Origin of the sequence: Atopobium deltae (genome assembly GCF_001552785.1) — a bacterium.
GTDB lineage: Bacteria > Actinomycetota > Coriobacteriia > Coriobacteriales > Atopobiaceae > Atopobium > Atopobium deltae.
The window spans coordinates 1-2,348 of record NZ_KQ959505.1 but is presented as its reverse complement, the minus strand read 5'-3'; the positions used below and the strand labels follow the sequence as shown (position 1 = coordinate 2,348).

Sequence of the window (2,348 nt, the reverse complement as noted above, 5' to 3'; positions counted from 1 at the left end):
TGTGAGGAAGGGGTTTGAGTGTCGCAGTTGCTTTTATCTGCTAAAAGTAGTTTAGCACAACAAAGATGCTTTCGTCAACCAAAAATAACAAAAAATAAAGTAACTCCTATTTTCATAGGTGATTTCTTTTCTCGTTATTCTTCTTCTTTTCTTTTTATATATTTTTCTTTTCTTCTTCTTGTTACTCTTTTCTACCTGTAGGTTAGGTAGATATACAAATAAGGAAGAATAACAATAAAAGATGTTCTACTAGTAAGATATAACTGGTTGTAATAGAAAACAATTTTGTCGAAAAAATGTTGAAAACTTGTCGAAAACTCAGTAAATATGCAGGTAAAATAAGGTGTGTGCAACGTGTTTCAAATAAGACTTTTACAGCGTGAGAAACTATTGCACGTAATGTTTTGTAATTATTTGCAAACATTAAATGCAATGCACATTAATTATCGCTAAACATTACATGCAACGTGCATTAATTATAAGCGTGAATTAAAAACTCGTGTGAGAATTGTTTTTACGCAATTAATTTGAGTTTGAATAATTCTTCTCTAAATGCTTGCGCAGCGGTTTTGAAACCTAAAATTTCACGTGGCAATTCATTTACCCATTGTGCTGCTTTTGCAACAGCCCCCTTTTCTAAATTAGAAATATCACAACCTTTTGGTATACCCGCACGTCTTAAAAGTCCGTTTGCATTTTCGTTACTTCCACGCTCACATGATGTGTAAGGATGACAATAATAAACTTTCCACCGTTTTTTATTTTTGTTTAAACATGATTGCTCAATTACTTTATCGTGAGAAAACTCACGTCCATTATCAAAAGTAATTGAGCGAATTATTTTTGATGCTTTTCCTTTTAATTTTTTCTCAAGAAAATTAAGTGCAGCATCTACTGATTCTGCTTTTTTGTCTGGAAGTTTAATTGAAACTAAATACCGTGTTTTTCTTTCAAGCAAAGTTAGCACAGCACCTTTTTTATTCCATCCACTACAAACTAAATCACCTTCCCAGTGACCAAAAGTTTTTCGTGAATTAATTTCCTCAGGGCGGTTTTCTATTGATTCACCAAAACAAGGGTCTTTTGGTTTTGAATATTGTTTTTGAGATCTTCTGGACGTTAAACCTTTTCGTGGAAGGTGTACATTGCTTGTGTTTGGAATAAGTCCTTTTGCAACGTGTGTGTATAAAGTTGATTCGCTTATAGGAAGGTTTACTAAATTGTTTTGAGTTGCATATGCTACAACCGCAGCAGGAGACCATTTCTTTTCATGAATGAGTTTTGCATAAATTTTTGCGTCATCTGCATCATGTTTTGGCTTACTTCCGCATCGAGAAAAGTTGGTAACCCTCGTTTGTTGTGCTACAACTGCACTGTATTCAAAATGTATAACTTTGTCAGATTCATTCAAAAATGCAACTAATCCTCGTTTAATCTCTCGTTGTATTGAGCGCCTTGGGCGATTCATAATTCTGGCTATCTCAGAAATAGCAATCTTTTTCTTCAAAAGTGTTTCAAGGGTATGACGTTCAAATTCATCAATGGTTTTGTAATGCCGAGAAACTTGTTGCTTATCCATACAACATGTCCTTTCTGAAAAGACTTAAAAACCTTCAAAAAGTAACTTGAGAACGAAAATTAAGCAAATTTAATAATATGTAGCTGGTCGTAGCTATGTATTTGGCTGAGAATAGACTTAAATTCTCAAAACCGTTGCACCTCTTAATTTGAAAAGCACATTCAAATTCTGAGGTGGCAAGAGACCTAACTTGTACGCACAAAGTATAACATATTGTGTTATACTTGCTACAAGTTAGCCTTGCAAGGGGAAACCCTTGACCCTGAAAATCTACTGCTGCTTGTCGCAGCACACGGAGGAGTCTCCGTGACCTCTAGGTAAAAACAAAAGGCTAGCCTACCAAAAAATCGAAAGCGTGCACGAGAACCGAAGGGTTTGCTATGTACACGTGTCGATTTTATATTCGGGTTTCAAAGGAAGATGCTGAACACCTTAAAAGAACAGCTCAGATTTTAGGCATAACCAGAAGCGCACTTTTGCGCTTAGGCTGGCAATGTTGTCAAGTTGGACAAATTAGTCCAGAAGATCTCAATTCAAAAAAGCGTATTTTTATACTTGATACCAAAACCTATCAAGGCTATTTGCGTGAGCTTAACCACCAAGGAAATAACCTCAATCAAATTGCTCATGCTTTGAATATTTTGAAAACTAACTATAAGGAAAAATCGAACCTTGTTGTTGTAGAAGCTATTGATGAGTGTACAATCCAGCTGTCAAAAATTGAAAAAGAGCTTAAAAAAATAAAGACAAGCTTGGTTCGGCTTGAGGG

General features: G+C 35.2%; 2 protein-coding genes. One reads left to right on the top strand and one right to left on the bottom strand.

Annotated features, from left to right (window positions below):
- Window positions 1–514: 514 nt before the first annotated feature.
- Window positions 515–1,579, bottom strand: a complete 1,065-nt coding sequence (locus HMPREF3192_RS04175; protein WP_066305685.1) for an IS30 family transposase — start codon at window positions 1,577–1,579, stop codon at window positions 515–517.
- 380 nt (window positions 1,580–1,959) lie between these two features.
- On the opposite strand from HMPREF3192_RS04175, the gene mobC reads away from it, so the two are divergent.
- Window positions 1,960–2,348 (top strand): plasmid mobilization relaxosome protein MobC (gene mobC / locus HMPREF3192_RS04170; protein ID WP_066305683.1); only part of this gene is annotated, 389 nt, incomplete at its 3' end.

Bases quoted from the DNA above. Each gene is read 5' to 3' on its own strand.
- HMPREF3192_RS04175 (WP_066305685.1), bottom strand. From the start codon at position 1,579: ATGGATAAGCAACAAGTTTCTCGGCATTACAAAACCATTGATGAATTT.